The organism is Azospirillum himalayense (assembly GCF_042657465.1).
Lineage (GTDB): Bacteria > Pseudomonadota > Alphaproteobacteria > Azospirillales > Azospirillaceae > Azospirillum > Azospirillum himalayense.
Window position 1 is genome coordinate 19,627 of record NZ_JBHSLC010000081.1, and the last position, 12,234, is coordinate 31,860.

At 63.2% G+C, this 12,234-nt stretch carries 18 protein-coding genes; 2 read left to right on the top strand and 16 right to left on the bottom strand.

The genetic code is table 11. From position 1 onward, the window contains the following. Positions 1–261 precede the first annotated feature (261 nt). Positions 262–825, bottom strand: a complete 564-nt coding sequence (locus tag ACFPMG_RS23985) for a hypothetical protein (protein WP_376997737.1) — start codon at positions 823–825, stop codon at positions 262–264. 638 nt (positions 826–1,463) lie between these two features. Next, a complete protein-coding gene (locus ACFPMG_RS23990; RefSeq protein WP_376997738.1) occupies positions 1,464–1,976 on the bottom strand; it encodes a hypothetical protein in 513 nt (170 codons plus the stop codon). A gap of 130 nt (positions 1,977–2,106) precedes the next feature. Here ACFPMG_RS23990 and ACFPMG_RS23995 point away from each other — a divergent pair, with 130 nt between their 5' ends. Further along, complete coding sequence (locus ACFPMG_RS23995) at positions 2,107–2,343, top strand: helix-turn-helix domain-containing protein (RefSeq protein ID WP_376997739.1); 237 nt, start codon at positions 2,107–2,109, stop codon at positions 2,341–2,343. A 327-nt stretch (positions 2,344–2,670) separates the two neighbouring features. Next, complete coding sequence (locus tag ACFPMG_RS24000) at positions 2,671–3,282, top strand: DUF3800 domain-containing protein (RefSeq protein ID WP_376997740.1); 612 nt, start codon at positions 2,671–2,673, stop codon at positions 3,280–3,282. A 246-nt stretch (positions 3,283–3,528) separates the two neighbouring features. Here ACFPMG_RS24000 and ACFPMG_RS24005 read toward each other — a convergent pair whose 3' ends face one another. The 14 genes from ACFPMG_RS24005 to ACFPMG_RS24070 form a co-directional block, all read right to left on the bottom strand. After that, the gene (locus ACFPMG_RS24005) at positions 3,529–3,846 is read right to left on the bottom strand and encodes a phage tail assembly chaperone (RefSeq protein WP_465252037.1); all 318 of its coding nucleotides are present in this window, start codon (positions 3,844–3,846) and stop codon (positions 3,529–3,531) included. Then, entirely contained in the window at positions 3,843–4,331 is a 489-nt protein-coding gene (locus tag ACFPMG_RS24010; RefSeq protein ID WP_376997742.1) for a hypothetical protein, read from the bottom strand. Before ACFPMG_RS24010 ends, ACFPMG_RS24005 begins: the two co-directional genes overlap by 4 nt. A 164-nt stretch (positions 4,332–4,495) precedes the next feature. After that, positions 4,496–4,882 (bottom strand): hypothetical protein, encoded by a 387-nt coding sequence (locus tag ACFPMG_RS24015; protein WP_376997743.1) that lies wholly within the window; start codon positions 4,880–4,882, stop codon positions 4,496–4,498. An 11-nt stretch (positions 4,883–4,893) separates the two neighbouring features. Further along, positions 4,894–6,096: a phage tail tube protein gene (locus ACFPMG_RS24020; protein WP_376997744.1), complete on the bottom strand. Its 1,203-nt coding sequence runs from the start codon at positions 6,094–6,096 to the stop codon at positions 4,894–4,896. A 94-nt stretch (positions 6,097–6,190) separates the two neighbouring features. After that, positions 6,191–6,643: a hypothetical protein gene (locus ACFPMG_RS24025; protein ID WP_376997745.1), complete on the bottom strand. Its 453-nt coding sequence runs from the start codon at positions 6,641–6,643 to the stop codon at positions 6,191–6,193. A gap of 2 nt (positions 6,644–6,645) precedes the next feature. Continuing rightward, positions 6,646–7,095 (bottom strand): HK97 gp10 family phage protein, encoded by a 450-nt coding sequence (locus ACFPMG_RS24030; protein WP_376997746.1) that lies wholly within the window; start codon positions 7,093–7,095, stop codon positions 6,646–6,648. Positions 7,096–7,176: 81 nt separating this feature from the next. Continuing rightward, positions 7,177–7,452: an HU family DNA-binding protein gene (locus ACFPMG_RS24035; protein ID WP_376997747.1), complete on the bottom strand. Its 276-nt coding sequence runs from the start codon at positions 7,450–7,452 to the stop codon at positions 7,177–7,179. Between the two features lie 13 nt (positions 7,453–7,465). Continuing rightward, positions 7,466–7,876, bottom strand: a complete 411-nt coding sequence (locus ACFPMG_RS24040; protein ID WP_376997749.1) for a Ros/MucR family transcriptional regulator — start codon at positions 7,874–7,876, stop codon at positions 7,466–7,468. A 478-nt stretch (positions 7,877–8,354) separates the two neighbouring features. Next, positions 8,355–8,954: a hypothetical protein gene (locus ACFPMG_RS24045; RefSeq protein WP_376997750.1), complete on the bottom strand. Its 600-nt coding sequence runs from the start codon at positions 8,952–8,954 to the stop codon at positions 8,355–8,357. 103 nt (positions 8,955–9,057) lie between these two features. Next, entirely contained in the window at positions 9,058–9,498 is a 441-nt protein-coding gene (locus ACFPMG_RS24050; RefSeq protein ID WP_376997752.1) for a hypothetical protein, read from the bottom strand. A gap of 139 nt (positions 9,499–9,637) precedes the next feature. Further along, on the bottom strand, positions 9,638–10,114 hold the full coding sequence (locus ACFPMG_RS24055) for a hypothetical protein (RefSeq protein WP_376997753.1): 477 nt from the start codon (positions 10,112–10,114) through the stop codon (positions 9,638–9,640). Between the two features lie 4 nt (positions 10,115–10,118). After that, entirely contained in the window at positions 10,119–11,105 is a 987-nt protein-coding gene (locus ACFPMG_RS24060; protein ID WP_376997754.1) for a hypothetical protein, read from the bottom strand. An 88-nt stretch (positions 11,106–11,193) separates the two neighbouring features. After that, positions 11,194–11,568, bottom strand: coding sequence for a hypothetical protein (locus tag ACFPMG_RS24065; protein WP_376997755.1), 375 nt, complete (start codon positions 11,566–11,568; stop codon positions 11,194–11,196). A 1-nt stretch (position 11,569) separates the two neighbouring features. Continuing rightward, positions 11,570–12,234 (bottom strand): hypothetical protein (locus ACFPMG_RS24070; RefSeq protein ID WP_376997756.1); only part of this gene is annotated, 665 nt, incomplete at its 5' end.

A 12,234-nucleotide genomic window follows, 5' to 3' on the forward strand; every position in this document is an offset into this window, starting at 1 on the left:
GCACCGCTCAGCGGGACCGTAGCCCCGCTGGCCGCTGCGAACAGCGTCCATGCCATGCCCCACCGTGCCAGGCCCATTTTTGGCTCGCCAGGCCGGGGCTTACCGTGCCACGCCGTGGCAGATGGTGCCATTCGCACCGCAGAAGGGCCGGCGTACCGGCCCCTCCCCGCTGCGAACAACGGTCCTTACCTTGCCGTGCCATGCCGAACCAAACATTGGCAAGCCTAACATTGCCCAGCCGGTCCGAACCACGCCATGGACTTAGGCCACTTCAAATCTTCCGAAACGAGGCCGCCAATCTCCGATACCAACCTGTTCCCCAGCCGCTTGCAAGAAGCTTTTCACCTCTCGAGCATTGACCATGGTCGGGAGGAACTTCACCTCTATCTCCGCCGACCAGTTATCGAACCGCGGGCGCGTGCGCATCACCTTGGCCGTGCCGACCTTCACCGGAACGCGGAGGCGGAAGCGCTCGTCAGCCCAAAGCTCTTCGGCCGAGGTCGGGCCGTCGTACAGCAGCGGTGAGTTGTTCTCGACCAGAAGACCGGCCTTGGCCTGATTGCCCTTCTTATCCTTCTTGGCCCCAGCGATCAGCACAGCCTCCATCATTTCGCCGGGGATGCACGGACGGCCGCCGCTCATGTAGAGCGAACCGTAGAACTCGCGCCGACCCATCTCGACGTGATCGGCATCAGTCTTTTTCCGCTTGCTGGAAATTTCGGCGATGCTCTTCGCAAACGAGTTCAACGGATCCGCGAGTTGGCCGTTGTGCATCAGCAGGGACGACACGCCGATGATCTTGAACTTCAAAATTTCGTATGCCATGATCCATACTTTCATGTGTTGGGGCGATGCGCGACACCTCTGCCGGCTCAATGGCGGTGTTTGCGTATCGCTTTTTTCTCTGCTTGTCGGTTATCAGGTCGTGACACGGAACGCACAGCGTTGTCAGCGCGTCCAGGCAGTCGAGATCCCAACGTCCACGTGGCGGGTAGTATCGATGGTGCACTTCTAAACGAGCATTCTCCTCAGTCGCATTGCAAAGCCGGCAACGGCGCCCGTCGCGCTGAAGGGCTTGCTCGCGTAGGCCACGCCATGCTTGCGACGATATGTACTCGGTGTATCCCATTATGGGGTCCAAGCTACCATCAGAAGAGTCGTTCAGCTATGCGACTCATCGGTCGCAAATCCACGAGCCCACATAATAAGCAGATACCTGAACCACTCCAGTTTGGTCGGCATCCGATCCCCGGCTTCTTGATTGCAGAGGCGGTGTGCGACGACCTGATTCACCAGAGCGTTCCTTGGTCCACCCTTGGCGAGGGGGATGAAGTGGTGGGTGCTGGGAGCTTCCGGCCCGCCGTCCTCCGGGCCAAGAGGACGACCACAGAGGAAGCAGCAACCTTGCTGGTAGCGGACGAGACGCTGTCGTCGACGCGCCAGCTTGGAGCGAGCCATTTCCATCACGCTGCCTCGACAGGATTCAGAAGAACCGGCCTCCCAACGGTGAGGGCGTGCAGGTCTCGGACCAGATCCAGGATGAGGCGTGAGGATGTGCTCTCTAGGCTACCGTAGATCCGGCCGTAGATGGGCTGGGTTGGATCGTCTAGGACGAACGGACTCCGGAGTTCAATGACTTTGAAATGCGCCAAGAGGCGGACTTTAACTAAGATTCCGTCTATCGTCGCGACCGGAGTGGACTGGATCAGTCGCATCAACTGTATCAAGTCTGCTTGCGCTTTCCGGGAGCCCTCAGGGTTGGTCTTGGCGAGGGCGAGCTGCCGGCGCCACGCATCACAGAAGGCGCGCCAAGCGGCCACGAGTTCCGCATCGGGATGGCCGGTCGTGACGTCGTTAGTAACAGCGCTGGGCGTCGAGCCAGACCGGCTGGATTCACCAGGAGCGAAGATGGCGCGGAGATGGGGGTCGTGGATCTGCGGGCCGGGTTGGGTGATGGTGATGGTCGGGGAGGCCATTGCCGGAAATCCCGTCGTATTGAGGTGACGGAATTAGGTGTAGTGCCTAGTGCGGTTTGCGTCAATTCTAAAAATACGCGCTGCGCCTAAAATGCTTGGCGTGATGCCTAGCCTGCCATATAAGAGGCGCATGATCATTGGACCGCAAATACGTGCCGGCCGCGCACTGATTGGGATGAAGCAGGCCGAATTGGCGGTTGCAGCCGACGTGTCGCTGGCAACGCTGAACAATATTGAACGCGGTGTCTCCGATCCGAAGGCATCCACGCTTCAGGCGATCAAACGCGCCCTCGAACAATCTGGGGTCTTGTTCATCGACCAAAACGGCCACGGCCCCGGCGTGAGGCTGCGCGACCGAACAGAGTAGGGCGGACCAACATCTCCTAAGAACCAGTGGTCTACAGAGTGTGCTGACGGGCAGGGGTGAGAGGGCATGACAGCTTCGTCCCCGTACTGCACATGGTTTGACGACCCGGATACCTTCTCGGGGTCAAGTTCAAGAGACCCCGTAGTAGTGCTTCAGTAAACCGACGGGTAGTTTTCTGCGGGAACCGGCGGTGGCTTGGCCCGTTGACCTGACGCGCCATATCTAGGAGGGAGCCCCGCGTCAAGCACACAATATCCTGGGTCGGGTCTTGCCTAGCCCAAACGAGAGAGGCCATAATGTCCTCGCATTCTCGATGGGGGCTTTGTCGTGTTGGTGTTCATTGATGAAAGTGGTGATCCGGGCTTCAAGACCGAGAAAGGCTCTACTCCCATCTTCGTGGCTTCAATGGTCATCCTTCGTGACAATGATGACGCGAGGATAACCGAAGACGCTATCAGGAGACTGCTTGTCGATCTTCGTTGTGCTCCGGAGTTCAAGTTCAACAAGTGCGACTTTGAAAAAAGGGATGCTTTTTTCCAGGCGGTTCGCACCCTTCCTTTTCGCGTTCGTGCGATTGCTGTCGAGAAGAACGTTATATATTCCCCGCATATTCGATGCGACAAAGAGAGATTTTATGAGTTTTTCGTTGCGCAGATGATGACCCATGACGGGAATACGCTGCAGGATGCCAAAGTTATTATCGACGGTTCGGGTGATCGAGAGTTTCGAAAGAAGTTAGGCGCACGGCTGCGCCGTGAAATGGGGCCGGGGAGACTGCGCGACGTCAGATTCAAGGACTCTGTTGCTGATCCGCTTCTGCAACTTGCAGATATGTGTGCAGGAGCGATTGCCAGGTCATATCGAACAAATCGAGAGGATCCTGGCCGATGGCGACAAATGCTACGGTCAAGAATATCTGACGTCTGGACTTTCAAGTGAAAAGGTGCGTCCCCAGGCCCTATCTCAACAGCCGTTGAGCACGCACACCAATCTGGTGACAGTTCGGGTCGCTGGGGACGACTTGGCAATCCATATATGCTCCAGATATCTCTTGACGTCAAGCACGGCGTTGGAACGAAATAGGAACGTACAGCTCCTTAGGGGCAACTCTTTGTGGATAAGTCAATGCGTTATCGCTCATAAGCTTTCATCGTGCATACAAGTATGGGGATGAGGAGAGCAGTTTTATGTTTCTACCCCACTCTCCTTCGGCTTCAGGAACTCGATGTCCATCGCGTGGATGAGGTCCCAGAAGTCGTCCAGATCATCGGGATCATCGATCCCACACTGCTCCCGCCCATAATGTGCGGCGGCGGTCCACGGGATCTGTCCCGGTGCCATGCCGATACCCCGGCAGGTGGTGAGCCGCCAGAAGGCGGCCCACACCCAATCGAGGGAATGGTCAGGTTCGGGCTCACCGTCCAAGGCGTGCGGGTCGAGGCCGGATTCGACCAGCCCCTCAAGGAAGCCCCGTTGGGGCTCCCAATCGAGGGTCCACCTCAGGCGGTCACGGAGTTTCCCGACTGGTCCTCCACGACCTTCTTGCGGAAGTTGCCCATTTCGGCCGCTTCCTTGTAGAAGTCGTTGAAGCTGTCCGGCTGGAGCGTGAACAGGGCGACGGCGTTCTCGACGCTGAACGGAGCCTCGGCGTTGGGGTCGGTGCCTTCGGGAACGGTCTCGTAGATGTCGGCCATGACGACACCATCCCACCTCGGCAGCAGCAGCTTTTCCGCAGCGGCCTGGATCAGCAGCTTCTGGAAGATGTCCTGCTGCTGCTGGGCCAGCGCCTCGTCGTTCGCGCCGACCTTGGCGTTCAGGAGGCGCTCATGCGGCTTGCGGAGGACCGTCATGCGGGCCTGGAAAGCGGTGTTGGAGCCGCCGGCGCGCTTGGACTGGAAGCCCCAATTGCCGATCTCAATGCGGACGCCGGAGACGGATTCCAGGTCGCGGTCGGTGCGATAGAATTCACGGTTGGTCAGAACGGTCATGATCTCAGCTTTCCAATGTCGGTTGGATGGGATGGGGTAGGGCGGTGCCGACACACCGCCCCGTGACGCCCGCGATGGGCGAGCGCCGTCACCCCGCCGGCCAGGGGCAGGCAGGTTTCCCGGCTGTCGGTCCGGGGTCTCGGTGTTCTGTTCGGGTTGGCCGCTTAGTTCTGGCGGCGGGTCCGCTTAGTGCCGGTGGCGGAGGCGTCGCCGGAGGCTTCCGTGGTCGGCTCCGGCTGTTCCACGGGCGCCTCATCGACCGGCGCGGCCTCGTCGGGCGCCGGCTCGGTGATCACCGCCGGCTCCAGCTTGGTCCACATCTCCGGGTGGGAGATGGACAGCACCTCGGCGTCGGCCTCGAAGGAATCGTGCGTCTGGAAGCCGTCCGGAAGCCCGGCGACGACGACGCTCTCGACGTCACCACCCTCGGTCCGCCGGAAGTCGGAACGATCAGGGTCGGTCCAGATGAGGCGGAAGCCGGTGTCCTCGACACCGTTGATGGTGATGGTCCAGGTGTGGCCCTCGGCCCGCTTGATGTGCGCGTTCTGCATCGTCACCACCCTCACGCCGCCAGCCGGTCGAGCTGGAAGGTCTTGCCGGTCACCGGGTCGGGATTGCCTTCGACCTCGAACTTCGCGACAACCGGCTGGTTGCGGCCCCCGGCCACGACCTCGGGGTTGTTCAGGAAGCCGTTCAGGACGGTCAGGACATAAGCCTGGCCAGCGGCGTCCACCTGCCGGAAGGAGAGCGGCCCCGTCGCCTCGTTCCGATACCGGTCGTAGAGGTCGAAGGTCTTGAAATAGATTTCTGCGGTGCCGGTGGCGGAGAGGTCGCCGCGGATCATTCCCTCGGCGCCGGTCGCACCCATGCCGTAGTAGGCGGCGGCGCCTTCCTTCTGGAAGTTCAGGTTGAGCGCCCGCACCGTCGCGGCGACGACGGCGCCGTCCAGCAGCAGCCCCTGGAAGCCGGCCACGTTGTCGATGACCTGCCCGGTGGGCGCCGGCATGACCCCCCCCGTCGAGCTGTCGCCAACGGCCTTGACTTCCTGCTTGCTGAGGGCGTTGAAGCTGCCCGAGGTGAACTGGCCCTGCTGCGCGTTGATGCTGCCACCGGTGAGAAAGGTGCCCGGATAGGTCAGGTAGCCAGCGCTGCCGAGCTTCTTCTGCATGAACAGCGTCTGGACGAGGTTGCTGTTGCGGATCATGGAGCCCTTGATGGTGACGGCGGCAGCAGCAGGCGTCTCATCCACCAGCGTCTTGCCGACGACGAGGATGGTCTGGTTGTCGGGCTTCGACCAGACCTGGACGTAGAACGAGGGGCCGTTCCCGGCGGGCCCCACCGGACCGCAGCCCTTCACCTTGATCCACTGCCGCAGCTGGACATTCTGGAACTTGTTGGCGGTGGTGCTGGTGATCTTGTTGCCGCTGGCGACGAAGGAGATGTCGCCCGAGGCCCCGGCGATGTTGAGCTGGGCTCCCCACGACGAGTTCAGCAGCGAGCACCAGAGGTCGTCGTGCGTGCCGAAGGACATCGCGAAGTTCAGCGAGCCGTCCGCCGATTCCTGCGTCGTCACCGCGGCGGAGACCTGCGCGAAATCGTTGATTTCCTCGGGCCGGCGGCGGTCCTTCTTGCCCTTGAAGCCTTCGCCGGTAAAGCGGACGGCCTGGAAGGTTGTCGTCGGGGCTTGGCCCCAGACGGTTTCGAGGCCGTAGGACAGCTCGACATTGCTGGTCTCGACGGCACCCTGGTAACCACTGGTTCCCATCTCGGTTCACCTCATTGTGGATGTGGAAAAGCGAAGGGCCGCCCGGATGAGCGGCCCTAGTTCGGGTTCTGCGAATTGCTGTGTGGTGCAGGCCTCAGTAGATGGTCTGGCGCAGGAAGGTGATGGTCACCGATCCCTGGTACCAACCGCGACCGTCCGCCCCGACGTCCGTGTAGACCATACTGCGGAGGGCGAGCGGGCCGGGCTCCCGGAAGAAGGTGGCGAAGTCGGCCAGCACCTCGTCGCCGTATAGGGCTGCCTGCGGCGCGCCGTCGGCCTCCGGCACGAAGGCGTCGACAATGGCAAGGCCGGTGCTGCCGATGTTCACCACACCCATCTCCAGCGGCTGGCCGCCGGCCGCTTTCCTTGAGAGGCGGATGTATGGCTTCGCGGCGCCGGTCACCGGGTCCTTGCAAACCGTGTCGATGTCCAGTTTCTCGCCCCAAGGCTTCGCGATGGGAATGAGAGGATGGCGTTGCGCCCAGCCGGCCTCCAGGATGCCGAACAGCGTCTCCAGTTCGGCAGCGCTGCCATAAGGGGTCGCCATGCTCAGCGCCCTCCGGTGCCGTTCTCGCGCGCCGCTTGGGCGACGATCTGGTTAAGCTGGGACTGCACGTCGGCCATCGTCACCCGCACGAAGCCTTCCGGGGCCTGCGCCGAATGACCGTATTCGAGCCGCTTGATGTAGGCGGCGCCGTTCGCGATCAGGATGGTCCCGTGACCGACGACGGTGTAGCCTGCGAGCGCCGCGACATCGGCGGCGGTGTGGTCACCGATCGGGCGCACCGCGACCTGATCGCCGCGGACGAGGATCTGCCATTGGCTGCGGGCGTGCCCGGTGTCGACCGGGGTCCTGCCGATGACGCCGTTGTAGATGGCCAGCGCCAGCCGCTTGGTGAGATCCTCCACCGTCGCGTCGATCTGGTCGGCGAAAGCGCGCAGGTTCCGTGAGAACTCGAAGAATCCGCCTTGGCTGCCGGGCGAGGCTTTGAAAGGCATCGGTGCCTCCAGAAACGGGAAGGGCGCCGCCAGCAGCATGTGCCGGGGCGCCCTGTCCTGGTCGATGATGGGTGATGAGGGTCAGCCCTCCAGAAGCGCCTTGGCCTGCTTGAAGGACACCTTGGTCTTCGCGCGGACGGTGACGGCCTCACCGGTGCGGGGGTTCCGCCCCGGACGCTCCTCGGTGTGCTTCACGGTGAAGTTGCCGAAGCCGTGGAGCTGGACGTCGTGTCCGTCCTTCAGCTCAGCACCGATGGCGCCCAGCACCATGTCCAGGGCTTCGCCGGCGGCTTTCTTGGTGACATCGCTCTTCTCGGCGATTGTGTCGATGACGTCCTTCTTACTGCGTGTGCTCATAATGGTGTTACCTTCAGTGCTTCTTGCCGAGGCCGATGCTCTTCGCGAACTCGGACCGCTTGGCGGCATAGTTCGGAGCCGTCATCGGGTAGTCCGCGGGCAGCCCCCACTTGGCCCGGTATTCCTCCGGAGTCATGCCGAAGGCCGAGCGCAGATAGCGCTTCAGCATCTTCAGCTTCTTGCCGTCTTCCAGGCAGACGATGTAATCCGGGGTCACCGACTTCTTCACCGGCACGGCGGGGCGCAGTTCCACCGGTTCCGGTTTGGGGGCTTCGTGGCCAACGGTGGCGAGGGCGCCATAGGTGATCGACACCAATTCCGGAATCTTGTCCGGGGCGACGTTGTGATTGCCGACATAAGCGGCGACGACTTGGGCGGTAAGCGCCTGAAGGCCGGCGTTGTCGGACGCGGCGGCAGTGTTCACTTGCTGAGCCTCATGGATGCTTGATGGTTGCTGTGCAGTCACCGTAAATCCGATGAGTTCTGACAAACAATACGGTTTCTTATGCCTGAGGAGTGCGAATTCTATTTTTATGTTGGAGAATTCACAGCGCCGATATTTTCGGTTTCATCTGCGCCGCTTTCCGGCGCGCGATCACCCCCGGATCGGTGTGGCGTCGCTCGGGACAACAGCCCGCAGGCGCGGCCTCAACGCCCGCCCGTAAACGCGGCGATAGAGGTCCGCCACGGTGGGGTGTTGACCGGGCTGGAACGGGCGCCGGTGCACCTCGGGGAATGGCTGGCCAAGGCAGGACGGGCGGCTCACGGAACCGGAGCCGGAACGGCGGACATCGTAGGACGCCGCCTCCGTGAAAAACGGGGACGTGAAGTCGGTCATGGTGGTGGTCCGAGATGGTCGAGTTGAGGGTCTACCCTGGAAGGTCGAGGCGGAGGTCTGCTCGTCAGGCGCAGCGGCACTCGAAAGCCGCGCCGGCAGGGTCGGACTGCACAGGCGGGGCGCCTGCAGTCCCCGCAGGCACGATGCTGATGACGCCACCCGGCGTCGTGATCCGGTCCCCGGGCCGAGGTGCGACACCGACCGGCAGAGTGGCGCCCAAGATGATAGTCCGCTTGTCCGTGGCGCGGACAATGCCCCCGGCGATGACGTGATCCGAGTAGCCGGTCACCAGCCCCTTGCAGGGGTGCTCGACCACGCGGGCGGCGAACTCGACGGAGCCGCCGTTGACCGGGGCGGAGGGGAGGGGAGGGGCGAACTCCACACCGGCCAGCTTGCCGCCCGCCGTCGTGGTGGTGTTCGTCACCGTGTAGGTGGTGGCGGAGGCGCCGATCCGGAACGTGGCGCCAAGCGCCAAGCCGGGGATGGAAACAGGCACGTCCTTCAGGTTGATGCTGGTCGCGCCCGCGGCGAACGTGCCGTCGATCCTGGCGCTCCCTCCATCCTGTTGCCGGTGGAGCGTCAAGTCGTAGGCGGCGCCAGCGGCGGGAAGGGCCTTGGCCGCGATCTGCGCGACCCGGCGGAGGAGACGGGTTGGAGCGGTCATAAGGACGTCCTGAAAACGAGTAGGGCCGCCGGCTCGGTGGAGCAGGCGGCCCTGAATTGGGACACGACAGGGGTGGTGAGACGTCAGTTGGTCGTAGCCTGGATCACTGAATGAGCGCCCGGAAGATGATCGTTCCATCCGGCTGTGTTTCTCGGCTTAAACCCGGCATGCGGCCTCCAAGTCTGTTGGCCATGCGCGGATCGACCTTAAGAACGCTGGCACTGTTGCCGCCGTCACGGGTGTTGTAGACGATGGACCACAAGGTGTCGAAGTCGCACCCCTTCTCAATCTCCATGGTCAGGCGTCGAATTTCCGCGACCAACGCCAGCGTGGTTGCCGGGTTCGTATTGACGATATGCTGAGCGTGATGCTCACCGACGCACCCGGCTTCAAAGATGACCGCCTCATCATTCTGATCAATGACAGCACTGGAACTCGATGGATGGTCGGGTAAGCGCCAACGTTCTCCGTGACCTCCAGCAGCTAGCGCTCCAGCTTCCAACCGGTCCAGCATCTGTTTCAACGTTTCACGGGCGTCAGTCACAGCTTGCCTCCTCATGATGGTAATATTCAGGTCGGGGTATGGCATCCCGCGACTAACGCTAACCCACCACTTCTATAATGTACTCCAAATGTGCATTAACGCCACCCCTGGTGATGAGGTGGCGTTAACGGTCGAAGGATCAGGTGGCGTTGCGCTCGATGTTCGGCTCCGCGGTGGACGCGGTGCTGCTGGCCGTCTCGGAGAGGCGCTGGGGCGGGCTTTCCTTGTCGCCATCAGCCTCCTGCTCCGCAGATGGCTCACCGTCAGAAGACTGCCCCGCCTGGGCGGTGAGGATCTCCGACACGCGGGCGCGAAGCGTCTCCTCCTTCGTGGCCGGCCCCGGCTCCTTGCCGGTGACCTTGGCGAGCCACGTCAGCAGGTCCCGCTTCGTCGCCTGCTCCAGGTCGATCGGCGGAAGACCGCCTTCCTCGCTGTTGCTGAGTTCCTGAATGGCGGCCCCGCCGATGGGCAGATTGGCTTTCGACGGGGCGCCGACGATTTCGCCGTTCCGAACCATGAGGTCGTAACGGCGGCCCGGCTCGTTGTCGGGAACGGGTTCACCGATTTCGATGAACCCATCCCCCCAACGCAGCCGCTTTGAAGCGACGTACGGCATGGGCTTACGCGCTCACCACGTCGGAGAAGAAGACGCCGACATCCGGGCAGACCAGTTTGATGTCGTAGGCGGCGCGGGCCTCGATGTAGTCGGAGTGGTGGCGATCCTCACGACCACGCTGGATTACCCCGCCCCAATCCGCCGTGGCGCCCGGCAGCAGGCCGGTCCAGGCGAAGGTGTAGCCGCCGGAGGGCTCCTCCATGGCCGGCTCCTTCGCCGCGTAGGACAGCAGCATGCACTTGCTGTCCACGATGAAGGTCAGGTTGTCGGTGGCCCCCTCCTTCGCGGTGTTGTAGATCGCCGAGGGCGTCAGGATGCGCTCCACCTCGAACAGCTCGGCCAGGAGTTCATCGGTGATGATGCCCTTCTGGGTGTACTGGATCTTGCCGATGATGTCGGAGTGCTGCTTCAGCACGCGCTTGGTCGCCCGGCCCAGCGTCAGGGTGTTCGGTTCATAGCCGGTCTGCTCAGCCACCCGGTCCTTGTACTTCGAGATGACGCCGATCGGGTCGGAGCCGGACTGGTCGAACCGGAGGAACTGGCTGGCGCTCGGCCCGGAGTTGACGCCGGCGACATCGGTACCCCAGACACCGGTCTTCAGGTAGGTGGTGGCGGCGATGCGGTCGCGCTTGATGAGGTGCTGACCGACCAGCAGGCGCATGCTGGCCTTGTCGGGGTTGAAGGGCTTGTCGGCGTTGGCGCGGGTGCGGTCGTCGATCATGGTGCCGAGGCCGTACTCAGTGCACACATAGCTCGCCGTTCCGGTGTCGAATCCGACGATGGGCACGGCGCCGCCGAGTGGGCGGGCCTTGACCTGATCGCGGAAGAACGCGCCCTTCGGCCAGACCGTGTAGAGGTCGGTCTGCTTCATCACCTGGACGGTGGGGAACAGCTTGTCGGCGAAGAACTTGTCCTGGGACTGGACGTAGCCCACGGACATGTTGGTCAGCACGGCATCGACGTGAAGATCACGCGGAGTGGGATTCGGCATTGTGGCCCGCCCTCCTTACGGCGGTGGCAAAAAGAAGCCCGCCGGTGAGGGCGGGCCGCGGTGACTGGTGATGCTGGTGGAGTGGCGGTTACGGCGTCGGGACGATGGCGCCCGCGTTGATGAGTTGGACCTGGATGATCTCGCCGGCCGCGCCGCTCTCCATGGCGCGGGCGACGATGCGCTTGCCGGCAGCCGCCGTGATGAGCTGGGCGTTTGCATTCACGGCAAGCAGGGCGCCGAAAGCGACGTTGCCGCCGAGCTTGGCCTTGGGGCGGCCGGCGAGGGAGACGGTGCCCTGTTCGCCCGACTTCGGCTTGTCCTCCAGGATGCCCAGGATGTCCTCGCCGTCGCCGGCCGTCACGAGCGCGCCGTCGCCGTTGAACTTCACGGCGTGGAACTGCTTGGTGGAGAGGTCGGCCCCGGCGGGGAACGCCTCCAGGTCCAGGATCTGGGTCGCGGCCATGTTACTTCATCTCCTTCAGGTATTCGGCCTGGAGCGCCGCATCGGCGTCGAACGCCTTCTCCAGCGCCGCGGCATCGGTGAGGGACGGGTCGGCCTTCTGCAGCTCCGCGGCCTTGGCCTGAGCCTTTGCCAGAGCGGTGCCCCCCGCGGCCCCGCCGCCGCCGGACTTGCCGATCTCGCCGGACAGCACATTCTTGCCCACGGCCTCGTTGCCCGCCTTCAGCACAGCCTCCAGCGTCTTGCGCACCGGCTCGTCCATGCCTTCCATGGCCTTCAGGACGCCGGCCATCTCCTCACCCGAGGCGGGCAGGTTGCCGAAGTCGGTGCCGGCCTTGGCGACGCGGGCGGTGTGTTCGCGGGCTTCCTTCTCGGCCTTGGCGAGGGCCTTCGCCTCGTCCACGGCCTTCTGCATGGTCTCGAACTGCGCCTTCAGGACCGGGCTCGCCTCCAGCGCCTTGGCGATGGGGTCCTCCGCCGGGGCCGCGCCCTTGGCGATGGCGTCGGTGATGATCTTCGCCGCGCATTCCGGCAGCGCCTTGATAACGTCCTCGACGGTCGTGGCCTTGGCGAGCGTATCGGACAGGGTCGGGGTGTTGTTGCCGCTCACGGCGGGTTCTCCCTTGTTGACGTCGGAGGGGGTGGGGTTCGGGGCGGGCGCCGCGCCGC

Bases quoted from the DNA above. Each gene is read 5' to 3' on its own strand.
- ACFPMG_RS23985 (WP_376997737.1), bottom strand. From the start codon at position 825: ATGGCATACGAAATTTTGAAGTTCAAGATCATCGGCGTGTCGTCCCTG.
- ACFPMG_RS23990 (WP_376997738.1), bottom strand. From the start codon at position 1,976: ATGGCCTCCCCGACCATCACCATCACCCAACCCGGCCCGCAGATCCAC.
- ACFPMG_RS23995 (WP_376997739.1), top strand. From the start codon at position 2,107: ATGATCATTGGACCGCAAATACGTGCCGGCCGCGCACTGATTGGGATG.
- ACFPMG_RS24010 (WP_376997742.1), bottom strand. From the start codon at position 4,331: ATGACCGTTCTGACCAACCGTGAATTCTATCGCACCGACCGCGACCTG.
- ACFPMG_RS24015 (WP_376997743.1), bottom strand. From the start codon at position 4,882: ATGCAGAACGCGCACATCAAGCGGGCCGAGGGCCACACCTGGACCATC.
- ACFPMG_RS24020 (WP_376997744.1), bottom strand. From the start codon at position 6,096: ATGGGAACCAGTGGTTACCAGGGTGCCGTCGAGACCAGCAATGTCGAG.
- ACFPMG_RS24025 (WP_376997745.1), bottom strand. From the start codon at position 6,643: ATGGCGACCCCTTATGGCAGCGCTGCCGAACTGGAGACGCTGTTCGGC.
- ACFPMG_RS24030 (WP_376997746.1), bottom strand. From the start codon at position 7,095: ATGCCTTTCAAAGCCTCGCCCGGCAGCCAAGGCGGATTCTTCGAGTTC.
- ACFPMG_RS24035 (WP_376997747.1), bottom strand. From the start codon at position 7,452: ATGAGCACACGCAGTAAGAAGGACGTCATCGACACAATCGCCGAGAAG.
- ACFPMG_RS24045 (WP_376997750.1), bottom strand. From the start codon at position 8,954: ATGACCGCTCCAACCCGTCTCCTCCGCCGGGTCGCGCAGATCGCGGCC.
- ACFPMG_RS24055 (WP_376997753.1), bottom strand. From the start codon at position 10,114: ATGCCGTACGTCGCTTCAAAGCGGCTGCGTTGGGGGGATGGGTTCATC.
- ACFPMG_RS24060 (WP_376997754.1), bottom strand. From the start codon at position 11,105: ATGCCGAATCCCACTCCGCGTGATCTTCACGTCGATGCCGTGCTGACC.
- ACFPMG_RS24065 (WP_376997755.1), bottom strand. From the start codon at position 11,568: ATGGCCGCGACCCAGATCCTGGACCTGGAGGCGTTCCCCGCCGGGGCC.